Origin of the sequence: Halosimplex aquaticum, assembly GCF_028747785.1 — an archaeon.
Lineage (GTDB): Archaea > Halobacteriota > Halobacteria > Halobacteriales > Haloarculaceae > Halosimplex > Halosimplex aquaticum.
In genome coordinates this window covers 4,685,450-4,704,822 of the sequence record NZ_CP118158.1, presented here as the reverse complement: position 1 = coordinate 4,704,822, position 19,373 = coordinate 4,685,450, and the positions used below count along the sequence as shown (strand labels likewise).

General features: G+C 53.6%; 17 protein-coding genes. 12 read left to right on the top strand and 5 right to left on the bottom strand.

What is annotated here, in order from left to right; translation table 11 throughout:
- The first annotated feature begins 2 nt into the window (after positions 1–2).
- Both PSC72_RS23160 and PSC72_RS23155 read left to right on the top strand, forming a co-directional pair.
- Positions 3–2,567, top strand: a complete 2,565-nt coding sequence (locus tag PSC72_RS23160; RefSeq protein WP_274323784.1) for a DUF1156 domain-containing protein — start codon at positions 3–5, stop codon at positions 2,565–2,567.
- Between the two features lies 1 nt (position 2,568).
- Entirely contained in the window at positions 2,569–2,958 is a 390-nt protein-coding gene (locus PSC72_RS23155) for a hypothetical protein (protein WP_274323783.1), read from the top strand.
- A 152-nt stretch (positions 2,959–3,110) separates the two neighbouring features.
- On the opposite strand, the gene PSC72_RS23150 is transcribed toward PSC72_RS23155, so the two are convergent.
- Both PSC72_RS23150 and PSC72_RS23145 read right to left on the bottom strand, forming a co-directional pair.
- Positions 3,111–4,535, bottom strand: a complete 1,425-nt coding sequence (locus PSC72_RS23150) for an argonaute/piwi family protein (RefSeq protein ID WP_274323782.1) — start codon at positions 4,533–4,535, stop codon at positions 3,111–3,113.
- Positions 4,528–5,967 carry a hypothetical protein gene (locus PSC72_RS23145; protein WP_274323781.1) on the bottom strand — a complete coding sequence of 480 codons (1,440 nt, stop codon included), beginning with the start codon at positions 5,965–5,967 and terminating at the stop codon, positions 4,528–4,530. The genes PSC72_RS23150 and PSC72_RS23145 overlap by 8 nt, the downstream gene beginning before the upstream one ends.
- Positions 5,968–6,072: 105 nt before the next feature.
- Between PSC72_RS23145 and PSC72_RS23140 the strand changes: the two genes are divergently transcribed.
- The gene (locus tag PSC72_RS23140) at positions 6,073–6,942 is read left to right on the top strand and encodes a hypothetical protein (protein WP_274323780.1); all 870 of its coding nucleotides are present in this window, start codon (positions 6,073–6,075) and stop codon (positions 6,940–6,942) included.
- Position 6,943: 1 nt separating this feature from the next.
- Positions 6,944–7,699 (top strand): hypothetical protein, encoded by a 756-nt coding sequence (locus PSC72_RS23135; RefSeq protein ID WP_274323779.1) that lies wholly within the window; start codon positions 6,944–6,946, stop codon positions 7,697–7,699.
- Between the two features lie 41 nt (positions 7,700–7,740).
- On the opposite strand, the gene PSC72_RS23130 is transcribed toward PSC72_RS23135, so the two are convergent.
- The 3 genes from PSC72_RS23130 to tnpC form a co-directional block, all read right to left on the bottom strand.
- On the bottom strand, positions 7,741–8,433 hold the full coding sequence (locus PSC72_RS23130) for a hypothetical protein (protein ID WP_274323778.1): 693 nt from the start codon (positions 8,431–8,433) through the stop codon (positions 7,741–7,743).
- Positions 8,434–8,871, bottom strand: a complete 438-nt coding sequence (locus tag PSC72_RS23125; RefSeq protein ID WP_274323777.1) for a hypothetical protein — start codon at positions 8,869–8,871, stop codon at positions 8,434–8,436. It abuts the gene before it with no gap.
- A gap of 3,373 nt (positions 8,872–12,244) precedes the next feature.
- Positions 12,245–13,609, bottom strand: coding sequence for an IS66 family transposase (tnpC, locus tag PSC72_RS23120; RefSeq protein ID WP_382261839.1), 1,365 nt, complete (start codon positions 13,607–13,609; stop codon positions 12,245–12,247).
- A gap of 333 nt (positions 13,610–13,942) precedes the next feature.
- Between tnpC and PSC72_RS23115 the strand changes: the two genes are divergently transcribed.
- From PSC72_RS23115 to PSC72_RS23080, 8 genes are all read left to right on the top strand, one after another.
- Positions 13,943–14,140 carry a hypothetical protein gene (locus tag PSC72_RS23115; protein ID WP_274323776.1) on the top strand — a complete coding sequence of 66 codons (198 nt, stop codon included), beginning with the start codon at positions 13,943–13,945 and terminating at the stop codon, positions 14,138–14,140.
- The gene (locus PSC72_RS23110; protein ID WP_274323775.1) at positions 14,137–14,406 is read left to right on the top strand and encodes an HNH endonuclease family protein; all 270 of its coding nucleotides are present in this window, start codon (positions 14,137–14,139) and stop codon (positions 14,404–14,406) included. The genes PSC72_RS23115 and PSC72_RS23110 overlap by 4 nt, the downstream gene beginning before the upstream one ends.
- On the top strand, positions 14,403–14,528 hold the full coding sequence (locus PSC72_RS23105; RefSeq protein ID WP_274323774.1) for a hypothetical protein: 126 nt from the start codon (positions 14,403–14,405) through the stop codon (positions 14,526–14,528). The genes PSC72_RS23110 and PSC72_RS23105 overlap by 4 nt, the downstream gene beginning before the upstream one ends.
- The gene (locus tag PSC72_RS23100) at positions 14,521–14,688 is read left to right on the top strand and encodes a hypothetical protein (protein ID WP_274323773.1); all 168 of its coding nucleotides are present in this window, start codon (positions 14,521–14,523) and stop codon (positions 14,686–14,688) included. The genes PSC72_RS23105 and PSC72_RS23100 overlap by 8 nt, the downstream gene beginning before the upstream one ends.
- Before the next feature lie 535 nt (positions 14,689–15,223).
- Positions 15,224–16,912 (top strand): hypothetical protein, encoded by a 1,689-nt coding sequence (locus PSC72_RS23095; protein ID WP_274323772.1) that lies wholly within the window; start codon positions 15,224–15,226, stop codon positions 16,910–16,912.
- A 109-nt stretch (positions 16,913–17,021) separates the two neighbouring features.
- Positions 17,022–17,360, top strand: a complete 339-nt coding sequence (locus tag PSC72_RS23090; RefSeq protein ID WP_274323771.1) for a hypothetical protein — start codon at positions 17,022–17,024, stop codon at positions 17,358–17,360.
- Entirely contained in the window at positions 17,357–17,740 is a 384-nt protein-coding gene (locus tag PSC72_RS23085; protein ID WP_274323770.1) for a hypothetical protein, read from the top strand. Before PSC72_RS23090 ends, PSC72_RS23085 begins: the two co-directional genes overlap by 4 nt.
- A gap of 4 nt (positions 17,741–17,744) precedes the next feature.
- A complete protein-coding gene (locus PSC72_RS23080) occupies positions 17,745–19,343 on the top strand; it encodes a hypothetical protein (RefSeq protein WP_274323769.1) in 1,599 nt (532 codons plus the stop codon).
- The last annotated feature ends 30 nt before the right edge of the window (positions 19,344–19,373 follow it).

Here is a 19,373-nt window from a genome sequence, read left to right as displayed (position 1 = left end):
TAATGACAGAGACTTGGGACAAACTGCCGCTTGGAACGATGGACGATATCGCAGAACTAGAGACATATAATCGCGTGTACTACAGGCCTGTCTATGCCATGCACAAGTGGTTCGCACCACGGCCAGGTTCCACGTTTCGAATTCTTTCCTTGGCGGCACTCACCGACGATAAAACCACCCGTGACGACATCCTCTCCACGAATGATGCGAAGACGAAGTACCACGGAAAATACTTAGAATCAAATGACTTTGAGGGAGCAACCATCTTAGATCCATTTGCAGGCGGCGGTACTACCCTTGTTGAAGCAAATCGAGTTGGTGCAGACGTCATCGGATATGAGCTCAATCCAGTTGCATGGTGGATTAATAAGAAAATCAAGGATGATGTAGATGTTCCCGAACTTCGGCAGGCTTCCACAGAATTAGTCGAAAAGACTCGGTCGGATCTATCTAAGTACTTCACTACGACTGACCCGGACACGGGAAGTGAAGCTGAAATTCTTTACACTTTCCAGACACAGATCCTTCCTTGCCTCACATGCGGTGAAGAGGTACGCCTCTTCAAGAACTACATGCTTTCGAACTTCAAAAAGAACAAGACAACAAATGACGTTCCTGGGGGTGTTTATTGTCCAAATCCGGATTGCGATGACAGAATAATTCAAACGACAGAGAAGGTCTCTGACGATCTCACGTGTCCCAGTTGCAACACGACCTTTGATCCTAAAAACGGAAACGCACGAAACTACGGAGGAACTGTAAAGTACACCTGCAAGAACGGTCACAAGCACGATGTTCGGGAAACACTTGACCGGCTGGATGAAAAGCCCGAATTTGAGTACTACGCGATTCAGTACTTAACAAAAACTGGAAACAAGAAATTCAAAGAGTTCACAGAAGAAGATCAGCAGACGGTAGAGGCAGTCGAAGAGCGGCTCGATAACGAATTTGAAGAACTTCCGATTCCCACCCAAGAAATCATCCCCGGTGACAAAACGTCCCGACTAACAACTAGGAATTATGAGAGCTACCAGGACCTCTACACCGATAGGCAGCTACTGACGTATGGAACTCTCTTCCAGAATGCGTTGGAGTTTGATGATGGAAACATCGCTGAGTTCCTCATAACGGGGATCTCAAACAGTCTGAAGCGGAACAGTATGCTTGTCAAATGGAATTACCATGAGAACCATAGAAAAGCAGAAAATGTCTTCGCAAGGAAATCATACATACCGCGAGTGGCTACTGTAGAGCCTAATCCAATAAACACAATTGAGAATGTTACTTCAGTGAGTAACTTCCTTGGGTTTGTCGCAGATGCAAAGGAATACTGCCAAAACCCATTTGAGATGGTGAAAGAAGATGGAGATACGAAAAAATACCCCATCCAGAATGAACGCATATCGGAAGACAACGTACGGTCCCTGAAGTGCAAAACCTCTGAAAACCTTGAATTAGAAGATGGTGAGGTTGATTACGTCATCACAGATCCACCATACTACGACAACATACAGTACAGCGAATTGTCTGAGTACTTCTACGTGTGGCTCCATCAAGTCCTTGGTGATCGATACGATGAGATGGCACCGGAACACGTCCCCAGTGCACGAGAGATCGTAAAGAACGACAGAACTGGAAAGGACGGTGAGTTCTTCGTCAAGACACTCGCAAACGTCTTCTCCGAAAGCCACCGTGTACTGAAAGATGATGGTGAGCTTATTTTCACCTACCACCATAACAACAACAAGGCTTGGGCCGTGATCTTGGAGGCACTTATCCAGAGTGGGTTCACCATTACGGGAGCGTACCCTGTACAATCTGAAATGCCGGGCAGTATGACGGTGGCCGAGCTGGATAACGCAGAATACGACATCCTAATTTTCGCTAATAAAGAGACTTCGACAGAAGAAATCACACTCAGTGAACTTCAGCAAAACCTCTTCTTTGAACTTCAAGATATGATCAAAGAAGAGCGTGAGAGACACGAGAACCTGTCTCAAGCAGACCTGAGTGTCATCCTTCGTGGTAAATGCATGTACTACTACTCCCGGCATTACCCGAACGTACACTCTGAAGGAGAGCAAGTTGGCATTGATGAGGCACTGGATACTGTAGACACGATCATAGAACAAATATTGGAGAGTTCGGTAAACCTCCCACAAGACATCGATCCTGTCACGAAAGCATATGCTGCCTTTAGTCAACGTGCACCCGAAGAGCATGACGACCTGAATAAGCACCTTCTTGCTAAGAACCTGAACCTTAGCGATCTTGAAAACGAGAAGTTGGTAAAAGGGTCCCGCAGTCGGAAAGAGCCAGTAACTGCCGATGAACGAATCACCTTTATTGAAAAGAAGTTGAATGGCAACGGGAAAGAAGGTGAGGAGTTGCTAGATATTGATAAGGTGCAATACCTCTATCACCTCTACAAGACGGATCAAAACACCCGAGAGTACCTAAAGGAATGGAAAAGTCAGGATCTGGAAGAACTGGCCGACTTCATGTCGGGTATCACCGGTGATGAGCGCTACGAGCGCGTAATGAATATGGGGCTTTCCCAGTTCTAACATGGCACTCCATCAAGGCTACAACATTGTGACTGAGCCAGTCGCGGACACCAGTAACGAGCTCACTGCATTAGAGTTCTTCCGTAAACTGGCTGCTGACCAGTCCCTTGAGTGTCCTGTGACAGTTACAGGCCTTGATGATCTGCTTTACAACGCGACTGAAGAATCTCGTAGCAAGATCATCCGGGAATTGCAGCAGGTGCTTCGACGAACACGGTCCATACAGTCGATGGACGCTGTCCAGCTCTACGTAGATGGGACGATCGTTGACGATAATGCGTTCCGGATCCGGATCGAACGTAGTCAGGGCGGGGTATACCTGAATGTTGGACAGCTCTTCGTAGAAGAGCCGAAACCAATCTCAGCCACTCACTCGGTCGCCCGGAAGTAACAATCCTACCGAGTAGCTTCCACGCCGGACTCTTCCTCAATAACAGTTAGGACAGAGCCGACAGTGAACGCTGAGAACACATCTGTGTCGATGTTCGTTCGAACCTGATGTGTCTGATACGGTTCTGTGCCAACTTGCACACTACCCGGAAGTCACATATAATAGTAATAATGGGTTTGGAGGTTGATGTCTGAAGCAGCAGGCTCGGCTAAAATTTCGCTTACAGCGTCAGCAATCCCGATCGTAACTGGGAGGCGCTTACAGAAATCGGAGCTGTTCCAATCTAACTTTGTGAATTTGAGAATTTCCTCACAGATCCGGTGGTAATCGCCTGAGAAATACTCTGGATGCGGCCGAAGGACTAGCGGTTTCGGCGTTCCCGGATTATTGTACACGGACTGTTCAGGGACGAATCCCGTGGTGTACAGGTAATACTCCCGTTCTCCTGGAGGAATAGCGAGTGTCCCACGCAGGGGTGGATTGTCACCTTGACCAAAGAGACGGAGGGGATGCCGTTTTCGGACGGTGATGAATTCTTTTGTCTTCACGTCTGTTGCCCCATCTGCGAACCCTCTCGTTTCGTCATCTAAGAAGTTCGAAGACTTGTGGAGGACTAACCGCCTCGGCATTTCATCACGCTGGTTCCCATATTCCTCAAGGATGTTCTCAACGAGCCGCTTCGCATCGGAGTAGGAAATGTGTGTTTGGCGCTCTTCAGTAGCGACATCCTCCACAGCACCTCCTTCGATGACGAAGTTCCTTCCGTCGTCAATGAAGACTTGGGCAATTGCAGCCCGAGTGTCCGGGTCGTCAGACCGTTCTTGATAAAACGAGATGCCTGCATAACACGTTCTACTCCGAAGGTCCGCTAACTTCCAAGGTCTGCCTTCACGCGCCTTGTATAGCATTCCGACAGCGATGTTCCACGCCATTTCTGAGCGCTCCTGAACGTCGTTTCCACCTCGAAGTGCCCTGGGTGTCATCAGCTGCGTGGGTTTCTCCTGCATCCCCACGATCTTGATTCGACTTCGGAAATTCCCGTCTTCAGTCCTGATTTCGTTCGTATCCGTATCTGGGTCAGAACAATACTCCACGATACGCTCCGGGATAACGACGAAAACAAGATCTGGAGGTGGCGTCTGCTTACACACCCGCTGAATCTGGTATTTTATGTGGTTAAACGCAGTTTCAGTCCGGTGACCTCGATCTCGTATCTCGCCAATATCTTCGATGTCACTTGGCTGAATTCTCCCCTTCCATTTCTCAAGCGTCTGATAATCAAACCGCAACTCAGAGTTGGTTCCAAGCCCGGGGAAATCGGGCTTCCACCGTTTCCGATTCTTTTTACTCGGAACACCAGTCCGCATGTCCCGAAGCAGGCTTTCCATCATACTGATGGAGCGGCTATCTCCTACGATACCGACATTAACCACCTCGTGTTCGACCCCCTTAGCTCGCGGACAAGGGCCGTATTTCAGTAGACCCGCTCGTGGATCCTTGGCTCCCCCATCGTTGGCAAAGACCAGCTCTGGTTCCCGTACTCGTTCAAGACGGAATCCGGAGGAAAATTCACTCAACTTGATCACCTTCCATCAATGCATTTTGTTCAGCACTATTTTGTGGAGGTCGCACATCGAGTGTCATCCCAGTTGGGCGACTAAACTTCATACACTGATCCGGGTCTACTCGACCTAACTCGCTAATATGGGGTTCGTCAGCACCACTGACCCCGGTTCTGAGATGGTGTAACCATTGTTTGAATTGAGCACGATGATTCGGGTGCTGGTCATACCCGTTCTTTCTCAACCAATGGTGGAGTGTACTGGCAAACTCGCCAGTGATGATGTTCTCCCCGAATCCCTCTTGTGAAAAGACCCAGCCAGTCTCTATGAACGGATAGTAGTGGCCATCATATTGTTTGATCGAAATCGAACCGTATCGGTGTCCAACAACACCCTTCACTCCAATTGTTGCGGTGTACCCATCTTTGGACATTCTCTCTTCTCCCTGTTTCACATCGCCATCCAACGTCTGCTGAACTGGCCTATTAGTGGTGAACACCAATTTGTAGGTTCCCTTGTGTCTGATCACCTTGCAGTTGTCGTGGAGCTCTTCGCCACGCCAGGTTAATTGATTGTTCAAGAGGATTTTCCCGATTCGCAGGTCTGTACTATCGTCTGTAATCCAACTCTCGAAGTCGTGAGCGACTGCTTCGTCTGTATTTACGAATTTAACCAGGGAGTCGCTCATTTGCTCCGGTGGTATCAGGCTAAATGCCGTTGTTCCCTCGAACCAGATCGGTAAATGACGCGGGTTCTCTTTGTAGACCTCTTTGTAATCGGTAGTTAGCGCTGGAGCAGTCCAGATGGACTGCGGGAACTGTGTAATCCGTAGGAAGTTCGGGATAAGCTCCCCCGGTTTCTTAACCGGTTTATTTTCACGAGTAAAGAACTCCCACTTCTTCTCTCGTTGTTCGCGTGACTCATTCTCTGTAATCAGCTCTCCAAGCCGTTCGTACCCCGCTTTTTTGATATGGACACTCTCCAAAAATCGCCAGAAGTCGTCGAAATCCAGCTCTTCGAACCGTTCTGTCTCATCCTGGTTTAGTTTGTGCTTCTCACAGATATCGTCATACAGACGCTCTACCTCATCTTCTTTGCGTGTCCGATCACGAAAGACGTTTTTCCACCGTCGCTGATCGGCGTAGTCCACGGCGAAAATGTGGAATTCAAATTCTTCGCTGGTCACATAGAAGTCGATGAACTGCCGGGTAAGTTCCGTTAAGAGAGTATCATCGGCTAATGATGCCTTTGTGTTCTTTGTTTCAACACGGAAGATTTTCTCTTCATTGTGGGCAGGTCTCGTAAGGCGGATATCAGACGTTCCAGAATACGGGTCGCCAGTGCTGAGGAACTCTTTTGATTCGAGGTATTCCTCCACGCGACGGCGGTAGGCTTCACCCTTGTGTTGGCTTGATTCCTGCCCGCCCTCAAGATTCTCCCACGACACGAGAGTACAAATGATAGTGGAAAGTATAAACCCTCGTGGAAACCCTCACTTGCAGTGGCTGAGATTTATACAGTACTGGTAATAACTTCATTGTAAGCCTCTACGATGACTCAACAGCTTAGCCTCGAAGAAACCACAGCCCTCCTCTTGGATGAACATCAAAAGGAATACTCGAATTCAATCCCACCGAAAGCGCTTCATAAAATCCTGTATTTCGCTGAGAAGGAATTCCAGAAAAAGCACATCAACGCTGAGATCCCTCTTTTCTGGTATATGTATGGTGCTGTTGTCAAGACATCCAACTCCGGTGTGAGAGTAATCAATACTGACCATGGACAACGAATTGCCTGCGACACAGAACCCTCTGACATCACCGCGAGTGACACAGCTGTCCAAAAGGGACGGCGGGCGTTGTCCCGGAGCCTCGATCAGTACTACGACCTTGGGTTGGATTCTCTAACCGATAAGATGTATCGGGAAGCACCATATGATGTCCAACAAACGTACCGTCGGTTGGACAAGCAACTGGAGGTCGCTACGGACGATGAACAGACCACACTCTTTGGAAAAAAGAATAGAGAACCGACTCGGGAGAGTCTTTGCGCGTTCGTTGAACACTTCCCATTAGCAGATTACCCTGAATACGAGGATGATTTGTACATCTGGTATCGGTTGATGAGTGCGGAAATCGACTCAGATGACTACGATCCTAACCGGGCACAAAAATTAGCGAAAATGTTCTGGCGACTGTTCTGTTTAGAACTCGCCTGCAGGAACAATAACGGACTGACCCGGCAGGAGATCGCCACGGAGGTGGACGAGAACAGCATTAGGGATGCGAAGCAGCATTTACGATCCAAGTTCTTAGAGCTTGAGCGTGAGAAAGCACGTGCAAATGCGAGCGATTCTGAAGAAGCCCTGAAAGCAGCGGAAGCATTCGTTGTTCCGCACCTTGATGTCAAGATCCCTGTTTAATATGGCTCGATACTTCTTGGACACAGGCGCGGTCGTCGGTGTTACTTTCCTGCACGATCTCTGGTTTACCGACTCCAGACGGATCTTCGACTCAGAGAACAGCTTCTATCTCACCCCTCCTGTGGTGTACGAATATTGCAACAGTACGGACGATAACCTGCTTAGAAACACGGACATCGATTGGGACACCGAAGAGGGGCTTTTCGGAAAGAAACTATCGAATGTTCGTGCTGCTCAAATCAACTTAGATCTAAAGCTCCAATCAAGTGACGATGATGATCTCAGCATAGAATCTCTGACCGATGACTTTCTGGAGGAAAGCAGAGTGAAAGAGAAGGTCGATGAAAAAAGCATCAAGGAGTACATCCGGCCGAACATTCGGAGGTTCATTGAATACACCGTGGATGGGAGAGAGCTAACTTCGGAGGTTGCCCGTGAAGTTATGGACGTTCTCTGTGATACGATTCAGACCAATGCTCGTGAGACGAGAGAGGAGATTCAAAACCGCGTTACAGAGTCTTCTGTTCCCTCTGATGAACGCGACTCCTACAAGGAGCGCTTCGGTTTTGTTGATGGCTTCGTTGATACCGTTATCTTGAGCGACGTTACTTGGCTGGATAAGAAAGGTGTCTTGAGCAAAATCGTCACCAGCGATGGGTCTCATATGTACGGTAACCGAGAGCGGATCGACACAGTAGCAGGGTTGACGGTTTTGTTCATAAAAGACGAGTTAGCAGACGCTTCTTTGCCCAGTTAGAATAGAGTCGATCTGAGTCTGTACCGTCCTGAAGTAAGAACCTACTGAGAAGCTGTCACGCCGAACTCTTCCTCGATAACAGTTAGAACAGAGTCGGCAGTGAACGCTGAGAACGCATCTGTATCGATGTTCGTTCGGACCTGATGGGGCTGGTACGGTTCTGTGACTTTGTTCCGGGACTGCACGGTTCGAAGCGAGTCTTTGAGACTGGCCTCAGCGTGCGGATCACCCAGCTCCGCAACTGACTCGCCTTTTGGTCGGACCCACAACTCCCAGTCAAACCCGTCGGTTAGCAGGGCGACCGCATGGACATCGAGATCGCTGTCCAAGTACTCCTCCATGTCGTTCCGTGCGTTCTTGAGCTTCTTCGGGGGTTTCACTTCCCCAAAGAACCGAACGTCGTTCTGCATTGCGACATCGATCGGGAGGGACGTAATTGCGATGTCAGGAACACCGCCGCTCCTCGGCCACCGCGGTGCGTACTGTTTCGGTTGTGGGCGGAGTGAGTACCCGAATGCCTGGCGAAGCATTGGGAACACTAACTGGTCTTCAGTGAATCGCTCGGGGTTCTGGATCAGGTGTTTCCCTTTCAGGTAGTATTTCCCATCGACAACTTTGTCGAAGTGCGCGGTGCATTCACGCGCTCCGATTTCATCGGTGAAGTCTTCGAGGACTTTCAGGATGCTGTGAGCGAGGGGGTCATGGTCATCGAAGGTTGTTGACTGGTCGGACATCTACTCTAATTCCTCAATTCGGCCCTCAAGTGTATCGATCCTGTCGATAAGATCGTCCACCAAGCGATCTTCAATCTGGAGTGCAGCAACACGCTTCGCTAACTCGGCGATTTCTACAGGCATCGACAACTCATTCCGGTGTTTCTCCACGAATTTCGCCCCAGTCTCTGTTAGTGCGGAGGAGTGAATGATGTAATCTGGGCGCTCTCCGAAAGTTTGCTGCATCCCACGTTCCGTGTCGATTAGCTGCGCGGCACTTCCGCCCAGCTGACTTTCGATTCGGGAGTGCACCGCGTGTTCGTTCTGAGCACCAATCGATTCAACAACATCCTCCAGTTTCGCTTCGCCGTGTAGATACACGTAGACCAGGAGATGTTGTGAAACTTCGTCGATTTGGTATACCTCTCCGTGCTGTGCTTCGTAGAAAATTGAGGCCATGTTGTGTCTACACTATCCTAACCTTCAGTTTCGGATAAACCCTCACCTGCTTAGGAATGCTCATCTTGGACTCAGCGAACACTGCCGATCAATTATACACCCTACTGCTACGCGCCAATTCCCGGTTGTTCGCTTCGGGGGCGTAATGTAGGCAGTATGAGGGGTTGGCACTGAACCCCGTAAGCGGACCTCTCCAGCGTGAATTAGTGTTAGCAAGTTATCGTTTTGTATGAGCGTACCTTCCGAACTTGTGTGTTCGGCCGCCACCCCTCAATTCTGTATAGCGGAGTTTGGTTTATTTGATTCAGGTTGTACGGTGGAACTGGCAGAGGTATTATATTTACAAGAGTGCGTTCCGAGTGATCGGCGGCAGATAGACGAAAATAGTGCGGAGAGGAACGCGGATGCGCGGCTACTCCGTCGTCGAGAGGACACTGTCGCTCCAATGAACTCTATATCGTCATCGTAGCTGTATCACGAGCTCCGGACGCTCTCACTACGGGCGAACTGATCGCGGTAGTCCGTTGGATAAAACCCTCCACGACGGTTTCTGGGGTTTTCCCGCAACTAGAATTCACTGTCCGATATCAACCACGGAAAAGCCCGTTGAAACCTAGCTCCCGAAATGGGGCTCTCAGAGGACGAGCAATCGCTGGGCTAGCGTTTGCCGCCGCCGGAATCCATACGGATACGTGCAGTCGGAATCTATAGTCTCATTCGACCGGGAATCGGGCAACTCGACGCTCTCGACGTCTGAATCTCGATGGCACGAAGTGGTCGTCGTGGCCTCTGCCGGCCCCTCATCCAGGCTTCAGAGCCACTCAAACGGGAGAGCACTGCCGGAAGTATCTGCTCTGCAGACGCCACTAACACGCTGTTGTGACGGGATTTCGGCCTCAGTCGGCGGTGAACTGCCGCCACAGTGAAGCCGTTCACGGCGGTGAGTAGTCCGTTTTCCGGAGAGCCACCCATTTCGATTCTGAATCCCGGCGGACCAGATCGGTCTCAGAACCGCCTTTACCTTTCTTTGGTTTTCGATGGCGGGAGCCACCCAGCGGTTTCCAAATGGGGCAGGATCCTGACCAATCGATACCACCAGGACGTGCTGAGCGAGCCCGGGATGCTCGCGAGTAGAGTTGCACTGGATTTCTGTACAGCGTCTTTGCGGGTAGTGCCAGTTGGGCGTCGTTCGCGTATCACGACGAGTCAATGGAAGCCGATCTGGGTCACCTATCCCCAGTAAGCGTTCGATACTTAGGTGTGTATGTGGCTAATCCTGTGATCTAGTTCCATACACACAACTAATCGTTTCTATCGCGCCACTATTTCAGTACTTAGCTCACAAATAAGGGTCTTTATCCGTGAGTGTGGGTCTCCGAGAGTATCGATCCCAGTACTGACAACACACAATAACTTCAGATCGGCAGGAGGTCCGTTCGAGAGTGTGGCTAGGCGGGAGCGCGACAACTTCCGCAACAAATTCGTCCGGTTCGGTCCGAGAAATGTAAGTGTAGTCGGGGATCCGTTGACGGCGATTCTACCGGTCCCCAGAGAGAGGGAATTGCTCGTTCTGAAAGGGGATGATCAACACTGCAACCCCCAGGAGTCACGCCAACTTCAGCGGAAAGACGGCGTTTCGCCACACGCACGCTCAGAACTCGCCGGACAACGGTTCTAAAGGACGATCTACCATCGATACCTGACGTACTCAACTTTCAAATGTCAAGAAGTATATCATCATGCTCGAGCGTGCCGGCGACCGTCGTGAATCCGCCTTTGACTCATCGATACGATCTGTTAGGTCAGCGGAGTCCGTGATCTGATCACGCTCGACCGGTGACTAGGTACTCATCGAAGGGGGCGGCATTTCGGAATCGATTCTCAGTATCCGAACTCACCCTAGTCGGTAGGACGTCGAATGTTTGGCATAGAGTTCCATCATCGGCACGTCGGCGATCACCGTACAGCTAGTTGCGGATCTACTGTCGTAATCAGAGGGGGACGGCGGAACGACACCCCAGAAACCAACGAAATTACACGGGAAACGAGATATCGATAAATCTCATTTCGATATAGACAAGAGAGACATCGAAGCCCGGACTCGCGATCGATCGGCCCCAGGATCTCCCGTCGCTCCCGGACACACCTTTACACGTCCCAGATAACCTTGTTGAGATGCAGGTGCCGACGACGAACGATCCACTCGCAGCCGTTCCCGGAGGTGTTGGTAGGCGTCTGATCTTGTCTCGGAAGGCTGTATTGGAGTCCCGAAGACGATGGTGTCTGAATCGTCTCGAGCGGTAATAATTGTCTCGTAAATGTACTACGAAGGCTCGACGAAAGGGGAAACGGGAAGGCGTGGTGTCCGAATCGACGATTCTACCAATGATTTCGGGAAAGGTTGCGTCTGCGGTATCTGAACAGTTCTCGGCGCTTCCGGGGTACAACAAATCCAGGCAGCGCTCAATGGACCAGCTGTCGGAAGGAGCGACGCCACAATTTGTTAGCTCAGATTCTGGCCGTCGTGATGCTATCGGCGGTTCCCTGTTTGGAAAAGTATCTGCGTCAGATTTCGACTGATCGGCGATAACTATCCCGCTGCATTCCGCCGTGCTGGAACGATTGTGTCCCTGGTGTGTCTCTACTGACGAATATCTGAATTCAGAGAGGACGACTCCCCCATAGCGACGGGAGCGGAGGCCTCAATTCACCGATAGGTGTCGGGTTGCGTATTTCACCTCCCTGTCGGTCTTCACAGACGCCGCCTTCACTACGCGGACCAGCTACCTCGTGATTCTAGACGCTTCACCCGGTACCGGCCGGAGTTTCGCTGTCCTCTCGAGATAATGATGGAGATCGTGAGAGGGACGACGCTATAGTATATCAATCGTGGTGCACAATTCGAAGCGCTCGCAGCAACTGTTGGACCGGTTAGGTGGTCGAAAACGTCACCATCGAAATCGGTTTACCCGACATGGTACCGGGTTCCAAAACGCAAATGTAAGTCACGACGTTCCGACCAACTAGAACAGTGACGTTCCAAAGACTCGATTGAGTCACATCGAAGTTCCCGGCAGCAGCAGCTGTCGGTCGAGTACGACGGGTGATACCCTGATTCAACCGCTTGAGTTGAAGGGAGGACTGTTTACGTTCTCGATTTCCATGGGTGGTACCCGGCCGTTGAAGTTAGACTTGGATGAACCGGGATCGATCTCGACGATGCGGTCGGCAATTGTCACTCGTCGACAGGACGACGGCGACGGGAAGTGCGCCGATACTAATCGCTCATCGGCATCTCAACCCGTCGATGCGATCGCGGCATCTGTGTAACCGAGTCGAAACAAACCACAGGCGTGAAATCCAAAGTACGTGTTTACCCCGAGGACTCAACGGCCGGCACAGCCTGATCTCGTGAAATCATCTCGTTGTTCCGGGAGACTCGCTTGAGCTCGTCGTATGGATTGCGTCCCTGCTGGCGCCATGTCGCCAGCAGGGACAGCACCGTCTCATGAACGAACATCCCGCGGTCATTGCGGAGCGTTCCGATCAGTTTCCGGAGAACCACCGGCTCACGAAGCGCGTTTTCGGCGGCATTGTTCGTCGGAGAGACCGCTGGCTCACCGACGAAGGTGAGCCAGTGGTCGAGGCCACCTTCGATCTTTCCGAGTAGTGTTGCCACTGGTCCGTCGGGAACTGACCGTTCAATCAGTGATTCAAGCTCTCTCCGCGCCACACGCTGGAGCTCTGCTCGCTCACGAATGGTCAAGTCGCTCTCCAGCCGGGTCTGGAGAGCGACGTACAACTGTTTGAGAGAGTCGTAGATCGGTTCGCCTTCCGGTTGCTTCTCAGCGGCATCTTCAGCCTCTCGCAAAATATGAGCCCAACACCGCTGGAGATTGTCGCTGAAGGCTGGATAGGCTGTCCACCCATCACAAATGACCGTTCCCGCGAAGTCCTCGCCGAGGACTTCCGCGGGAACATCGCTTCCACGACTCTCTCTAACCGCGTAGAGCGTGTGGTTCTCGGTGGTGAACGTCCAGATCCATGCTTGCTCACCATCTCGCTTGATGCCTGTTTCATCGATGTGGACAACGTCGGCTTGCTGGATCTGGCGACGGATCTGTTCGTATTCACAGCGACCGGCGCGCGCAGCGCGCTCGGTCGCGTGCCACGCAGTCGCACCTGACAACTCCAGTCCGTGTAGCTGCTCGAAACGGTCTGCAATCTTCCGATAGGGAAGGCGGTAATCGTACCGCGATAGTGCTGATTGGGCGATAACGTTCACCCCGAACTGCCCCTCATCGGGGCAGTCGGGGTGTGTAGCGACTGTCTCGGTTCCACAGGAGTCGCATCGGTAGCAGTGGCGGTTGTACTGCGTGAGTTCTGGTGGTTGTGGATCTGGTATCTTCTCGACGAGTCGGGGGCTGACGCCCACCGACTCGTCGAAGTGTTGGCCACACTCTGGACAGCAGTCACGGGTGACCTCAACTTCTTCGTCCAGATCAGCGGTAGAGCGCCACTCTGGCTCGTGACCGTCTTTTCGTCCGGGAGTGCCGCCGTCAGTTCTGACATCGTCGTCTTCGTCATCTTGCGAGGTCGGGGACTCGTCAGTCCCCGACCGTCGCTTACTCGGTGGTGTATGTGGATTCTCGTATTTGCGAAGCCGTGTTTCGAGTTCTTCGATCCGTTCGTCTTTCTCCTGAAGCTTCTCCTCAAGATCGTTGATTCGTTCTTCCATCTGGAGAAACCGCGAGAGAAGTTCGTCTTTGCTGAGGTCATCTCGATCCACTATGACCACCTCAGCGGTCCCTCAGCAGGGTCACCGGGATGGTCTCCGAGCGGAGACCATCCCTGGAGAAGTTCAATTAGCCCTTGCTGAGGGTTCATATACCCCCGGTTGGTCGCCTGCTACGAGACAGTGGCGAAATTCATTGGGGCTAAACACGTACAATCCAAAATACCATCTAAATGGTCTGACATGTAGAAAACAAGGAGTAGAATCGCTGAGGCGCGGGTTTAGACTGGTTCACGTTTTCCACATCGACTCACAAATAACGCCTTCTAGTTGGAAATGAGAGACCATGCTAACCCCTCGAACACGAATTTCGAACAGTCAGAAAACCGACTTGCGTCTCCCGACAACTGGCCCTACCCCCGGAACCAGTTCGTACCGGCCTCCTGGCTCATCGTCGACGACGCGACCGACCAGGAAGTCCGCACCGCCGTCGAGGCCGTCGACGACGATCTCCCCGCAGGTGGTGACCGATGACCTCGGTTACTGTCGGGCCTCGCGTCGAGTTCGACCCTGACCACTACCCCCGAATCCGAGTGTGGGATCGTCAAGCTGGACAGGACAGGTATCTGTACCTGCACCGGCTGACGGCCTACGCCCACGGCCTGATTGACGACCTCTGGACAGACCTGGAAGTCCATCACCTGGACCATGGCCGTTGGAACAACCGGCCAGGGAACCTCGAAGCCCGCGAGCCGGAGCCACATGCGGACTACCACCTGAACGGAGGTGCGCTCCCATGAGCGAGCATTGCCCCGACTGCGGGCGATTCGTCGAGTTCCTCGGTGTCCGCCACGGCGTGAAGACCTACCGGTGCTCGAACTGCCCCCGACTGCTCCCAGCTGACGAGGTGGAAGATGACTGACCTCCTCGGTCTCCCGTGGCGGTTCATCGCCTGGCTCATCTCTCCCAAGTGCGAGGCCTGCGGAGAGAAGATCGTCGGCCGGCGCTCGTGGTCCCGTCAATGCGTCTATCACCCCGAATGCGTCGACGTGAGTGACTCTTACGGCGGTTTGGAGAAATGACGTACTGGGAAGCCTTCCGTCACTATCGGTGCAGCGTCTGTCGGGAGAACTGCATCAACCGGTACGACGAATCCGCGACCAAAGCCGGTGAGTGCCGGTCTTGTCACTCCGTCCCCGCGCTCGACGACAACCCCACCGATAGCGAGGACCCGCAGCGGATGGCCCCCTCCCATGGGGGCCGAAGCGAGGACCCGCAGCGCACCGCGCGCCGAAGGCGCGCGAATCTTGATGCGGTGCGGTCGCGGGGCGGTGGCGCTGATGACGAGTCGCAGCAGGCTGATCCCCTGGCTTTCTGATGTCGAGCGAGGAAACAACCGATGGCGGTTCTCGGCCGACCAACCAGAAAGACTCTGTAACCCCGGTTCAACCCGGTAACCCGGCCGATTCTGAGCGCGAGTTACCGACGACTGCCGAGAGGGTCGCAGAGTCCTACGATGAGTTTCCCCAGCGGTGCAGACTGCCGCTGACCGAGCGCGACGGTATCACGTTGCGGCGCGAATACTGCCGAGAGCAGTATGAGAGTTGGACGAGCGACGTGGTGGACGACACGGATGACGAAGTGAGCGGAGAGGCACTTGTCCGCCGTACGCCGCTCTTGTGGGGCGAAGCCGTAGAGCAAATGCTCGAAGACCACGAGGAAACTCGTCGAACGACGGTGAACCTCGAACTCGGGTGTCCGTCCGATCCGGAACACGCGGAGTTCTCGATCGACGCGACGACTCGGTGGTTCGAGAGCTACCAGAAGCGGTACTATGCCCGGACAGAGGCGTGGCTTCGAGAACTGACCGGCGGAGAGCGACCGTCAGGCGGCGAAACGTCGGGTATCTACGATGACCCATACGTTTGTCTCCTGACATTGAGCGCGTCATCAGTTCCCGATGGAGAGCGCGTATCTCCAATCGACCACGAAAAGGTCCGTCGGTCCTCGTGGTCCGGCTCCGGCGCGAGCGTTTATGACACTTTGCGCAACACAATGCGGTCCCTCGGATTCGACAGCGACGAATGGCAGTACGAGCGTCGTAGCGAGCCACACACCGGTAAGCGGAGTAACGACAGATACAGCCTCAACAGCTGCTATGGACACGATCACGTCATTCTCGTTGTCGACGGAGAGGTCAACCCGTCGGAGTTGCGACCGGTCATCGAGAAACACGTGGAGCTGTGCGAATGGGCCGGTCCAGAGGCCCACGACCTTGACGTATCAGATTGGGATACCAATGCCGACGATGTTGGTACGGTCGAAATCAAGGACCCCGAGGACGACGTTGAAGATATCGCCGCCTACGTTGCTGACTACACGGCGATCGACCCGCTCGACCTGCACGAGCGGTCGACGGAGTACATCATGTGGGCCGCTTCGGTGACTGCTGCTAATACCAAGACGCAAACACGTTCCGACGCTGCTGGATGGGCCGCTGAGGCCGATGCCTGCAAACAGCGTTACGAATCAGACCGGTCAAATCAGGCCGTAGACCACGGTGAGTCCGCCGTGCGTTCAGAAACGAGAGGCGTCAAGTACGAATGCGCCGAGTGTGGGAGTCCCCACGGGATAGACCAGTCCGGGACGCTCACCGCCGTTCGGACTGATACGCAGCCCCCAGCGGCAGCCGACGGCGGCCTCGACGTGGAGAGCGAGTTACGGAATCGCTGGCCGTCCGCCCGCGCGGCGGCCGCGGTCGGTCAGACTCCCAACGAGAAGCGCCGACGAGACCGGATACGGGAGTACCTACGTCTCAACCCCGACGCGTCTCCGACCGAGGTGCTTGGAGCGCTAGGACTCCCGCCCGATGCTCGTCAGCTCATCGAGGAACTGGATGCCGGCCTCGACCCGACCGATACGGTCGTGTTCGAGCGACCCCCGGAGTGGCGGGTGAAGAGCGTCACTATCGGCGAAGAGGAGTACCCAGCATCAGCTGGTACCGGTGTGGAGATGGTCGAGACCATCGACCCGCTTGACCGCCTGCTGAGACATTCGAAGCTCGGTTGCGAACGCTCCGACGGCATTCACTGGCGAGACGAACGGACTGGTGTTGTGCTAATCGGTGGCCGTCCGATGGCCGCCCGGATGGTCGAGCAGGGCATCACCGATCCGGAGATCGTTGATGAAGTGGTCACGGCTGAACGCGTCCCCGACCCGAACGCTCCTGGTAGTCTCCCGCCTCGAGAGATTCCTGACGCGCAGCGGGTTGACGGCGCTCCCGACGGTCGTTCCTCCGAGTGCTAACCCTACCTCTCGACCCTCGAAAACCGCACTTTAGGCGTGCCGTGCGTCTCGATAATACTTTCACTCGACCCAGATTGCCCTTTTTACCCATCTAGTCGGATATGTTTAAATGCAGATGTCAAAGACTGATGAAAGTCCGTCGTTCGAGGACTTCCCTGAGACCGAAGCCTCGGACGACGGCGACGCTGCGAATTGGATCGACCTGGAGCCGGGCGATGAGGTTGTCGGCCTCATCACCGACTTTAACCCCGACGCGGGTCGGAACGGTCTGGTCGAGATCGACGGTCGACCCACGTGGTTGACCGCCGGCATGAAGGATAGGATTATCGCTGCGCTCGTCGAGGGAGCGCAGATCGCGATCCGGAAGTCCGAGGACGACGAGTCGTTCGAGGACGACGACGGCGAGGAGGTGACCTACTACCCGAAGGAAGTGAGGGTCAAGCGATGAGCAGCCGGCACAACCGGTCGGCGCTCGACGCTTACAAGGACCTCGATATCGGGACAGCGCTGGCGCTGATGCTGTTCGCAGTCGTCGGACTGGTGCAGACCGGTCTAATGCTCGACATCGTGGAACTCCTAACGAAGTACAAGTTCCTCCCGCTCGCGGCGTCTTACGGCGCGTATGCTGTCGTCTTCGCCTCCAGCGGTACGCGGAACCCGTCGAACTACCACCCGATCGAGTGGGTGATCGTCACGTTGACCGCGGTGGTGATGACGACGAATGCGTTCATGGTTGAGGTCCAGACTGCTGTGTCGAACCTGAACCCTTGGGCCAGTGTCGTGATCATGGTGCTGATGATCATCACCGGAGCCATCCTCGGTAAGTGAAACCATGCGTAGAGAACTCCTGAGCGCCTTCCTTATCGTGGCGCTGCTGACCGGTTCGCTCGTTCCGGCGCAGACCGGGCCCGGAGCGCAGCAGATCGATGACCGCCCTGGCGTCGAGGTCGTCGGGACAGCCGATGCCGAGACGATTGGCGGTCAGACTGCGAAGCAACTGAGCGCGTTCCTGACCGTACCGAACGTGATTGGCGGCTGGTGGCCCTGGGACGGCGTTAATACCACCAAGACCGACGCCAAGCAAACGAAGATCGACATCTACCAGAGTGCGCAGAACTCAAACTCGAATTTCGAGGTATACAACGCCTCTATCAACAATTACCTCGAAGATTCGATGTCGATCGCCCTGATGGAAGGTAAGAACGCTTACATCAGGTCGTTGAACAACGACAGTTCGGAACCTGCCGCCACCACGGACGCGAAAGTGGCGCAAGATGAGTACTACAGCGTTAAAGAGTACAATCTTGCGAACCGGTGGAACAATCAGATTCACAACCTGATTTACCTTCGGAATCAGGCACGCAATGAGACGGGCGTTAATGTCGAATTCATTAATGTTCCGCAAGAGGACTGGAACGACAGTGATACGTCCGGCGTGGGTAAGGTCAACATCACCGGTTTCGGTTCGAAGAACCTGACGCTTCAGAACCAATCAACTGTCGAGGTTCGTACTGTTAAGGTGACCGTTTGGGACAGTGGTCTGTCCCAAAGCCACGAGTACACGATCGGTCCCAAGACTGGAATGGTCCGTGGCGCTTACGACGGCTCGACCTCGCCCACTTCGCAGTACGACGCGCAGATCCGGCGTGTTCGGGTCAACCCCCCGACGACGGACTACGAAGAGGTGAACCAGACCGTGTTTGATCCGTATGAACGGAAGTTCAGCCGGATCAGTCAGCAGACCTCAAAAGCACACGGACAGGTTCAGAACTTCATCAATAACACGTACAGCAGCTATCAGAATGGGGATATCAATAACTCCGAGTTGATTGATCCGTACCTCGTTCAGCGGGAGTACGCACCGAACGGTAGCTTCCAAGCGTGGTCCTCAATGTCGCTGACGCTCCTCGGTGCCAACACCGCTGAGAACGTTGAGAACGTTGGCGAGTTCGAGGTTACTGTCAACAGCCACCAGTACAACGGAATGCTCCTTTCGCAGGAGAGTCCGAAGTCTGGTATGTTCGAGTCGGGGAACACGTACAATCCTGCCGTGCTAAACGGTACGCAGTACGTGGTTACCGAGTCGAACATTGTCGAACTCAAAGACAATTTCACCATCCAGAGGATCACCAATGCTGACGGTGAGAAGGTCCAGAACGTGACCATTCGGAAGGTGGATTACCAGACTGCCAACACGACGGAGTACAAGAAGCTCATGCAAGAGCTGTCCATGCTCCGCGCCGAGGTCGAGGCTCGGGAGCAGCGCCGGATGAATACCGGTGGTGCCGGCTGGCTCCCGAACTTCGGGAGCTTTGGTGGATTCGGTGGCGTCCTTGCAGGCGGCGCCGCCGGGATCGTCGTTGCGATCATCGGGATCCTCGCGATCCTCGCGCTGTTGGCTCCGTACCTGCTGCCGTTGATAGCTTCCTGACCAACCAACCCCGAACCCACAATATTTATC

Coding starts and splice junctions, on each gene's coding strand:
- PSC72_RS23160 (WP_274323784.1), top strand. CDS start 3: ATGACAGAGACTTGGGACAAACTGCCGCTTGGAACGATGGACGATATC.
- PSC72_RS23155 (WP_274323783.1), top strand. CDS start 2,569: ATGGCACTCCATCAAGGCTACAACATTGTGACTGAGCCAGTCGCGGAC.
- PSC72_RS23140 (WP_274323780.1), top strand. CDS start 6,073: ATGACTCAACAGCTTAGCCTCGAAGAAACCACAGCCCTCCTCTTGGAT.
- PSC72_RS23135 (WP_274323779.1), top strand. CDS start 6,944: ATGGCTCGATACTTCTTGGACACAGGCGCGGTCGTCGGTGTTACTTTC.
- PSC72_RS23130 (WP_274323778.1), bottom strand. CDS start 8,433: ATGTCCGACCAGTCAACAACCTTCGATGACCATGACCCCCTCGCTCAC.
- PSC72_RS23125 (WP_274323777.1), bottom strand. CDS start 8,871: ATGGCCTCAATTTTCTACGAAGCACAGCACGGAGAGGTATACCAAATC.
- tnpC (WP_382261839.1), bottom strand. CDS start 13,609: ATGGAAGAACGAATCAACGATCTTGAGGAGAAGCTTCAGGAGAAAGAC.
- PSC72_RS23115 (WP_274323776.1), top strand. CDS start 13,943: ATGAGAGACCATGCTAACCCCTCGAACACGAATTTCGAACAGTCAGAA.
- PSC72_RS23110 (WP_274323775.1), top strand. CDS start 14,137: ATGACCTCGGTTACTGTCGGGCCTCGCGTCGAGTTCGACCCTGACCAC.
- PSC72_RS23105 (WP_274323774.1), top strand. CDS start 14,403: ATGAGCGAGCATTGCCCCGACTGCGGGCGATTCGTCGAGTTCCTCGGT.
- PSC72_RS23100 (WP_274323773.1), top strand. CDS start 14,521: ATGACTGACCTCCTCGGTCTCCCGTGGCGGTTCATCGCCTGGCTCATC.
- PSC72_RS23090 (WP_274323771.1), top strand. CDS start 17,022: ATGCAGATGTCAAAGACTGATGAAAGTCCGTCGTTCGAGGACTTCCCT.
- PSC72_RS23085 (WP_274323770.1), top strand. CDS start 17,357: ATGAGCAGCCGGCACAACCGGTCGGCGCTCGACGCTTACAAGGACCTC.
- PSC72_RS23080 (WP_274323769.1), top strand. CDS start 17,745: ATGCGTAGAGAACTCCTGAGCGCCTTCCTTATCGTGGCGCTGCTGACC.